Source organism: Chryseomicrobium imtechense (assembly GCF_041475995.1).
In the GTDB taxonomy this organism is placed as follows: Bacteria; Bacillota; Bacilli; order Bacillales_A; family Planococcaceae; genus Chryseomicrobium; species Chryseomicrobium aureum.
The window spans coordinates 1-910 of sequence record NZ_JBGOBM010000034.1 but is presented as its reverse complement, the minus strand read 5'-3'; the positions used below and the strand labels follow the sequence as shown (position 1 = coordinate 910).

The window sequence follows — 910 nt, the reverse complement described above, 5'->3', positions numbered from 1 at the left end:
TGATTTTCCGTTCGATGGTAAAGAGTCGGTTGCAGAAATCGAGTCCCTTCTTGGCGACGGTTGTTCGACCGGCACCACCAGGTGCACCTCTCAGTGCCTTGAGTGCTTCGTCGAACTTACGACGCGCATGTGCCCAGCAACCTGCGAGTTCTACGTTATGGATAGATTCATATCCTGCATAACCATCCACATGTAGATAACCTTCGAAACCTTCCAAGAATTTCTGAGGATTCTCTTTGGCACGACTAGACTGATAGTCGAATAAAACGATCGGCGTATCAGAGTCTCTGCCGGTACGGTAGAGCCACATATAGGATTTTGATTCTGCCTTCTTTCCGGGCTCTTCGAGTACTTGAAGAGTGGTCTCGTCAGCGTGAAGCACCTCTTCTTGGCGAATTCTACGATAGAGTTCTGCATAGAAAGGCTTCAACCAGCTCGTCGTACTCGACAGCATCCAGTTCGAGATCGTCTGTCGACTCAGCGGCAGTCCCATCCGTTCCAACTGTTTCTCCTGTCGGTAGAGAGGTAGGCCGTCTGCGAACTTTTGAGTCATCACAAAAGCGACAGCAGATGGGGACGCAAGTCCTTTCGGGATGACCGGTCTTGGCATCTCTGCCTTCTTGATAGGAGTCTTGATCTCATGTGTCTCACAATGGCGGCAGCTATAGATGTGCTGGACATGTTCGACCACTGTCACCTGTGCAGGGATGATCTTCAGTTCCTTGCGGATCTGTGTGCTCATCTCATGCATCGAATGATCGCATTCTGAACAGACCTTCTCTGATTCAGAGAGGTCATAGTGGATCGTCTCGACGGGCAGGTCGTTCAATCTGTCCACACGTCCGATCTTCTTTTTGCGCGTGTAACTGATCGTCTCGAGTGTAGGTTCAGCAAGAAGTACAGCAGAAGA

At 50.1% G+C, this 910-nt stretch carries 1 protein-coding gene; it reads right to left on the bottom strand.

Annotated elements, in window-relative coordinates:
• Positions 1-838: IS66 family transposase (gene tnpC, locus AB5N96_RS13410; protein ID WP_499705757.1), on the bottom strand; the 838-nt coding region annotated here is incomplete at its 3' end.
• Between the last annotated feature and the right edge of the window lie 72 nt (positions 839-910).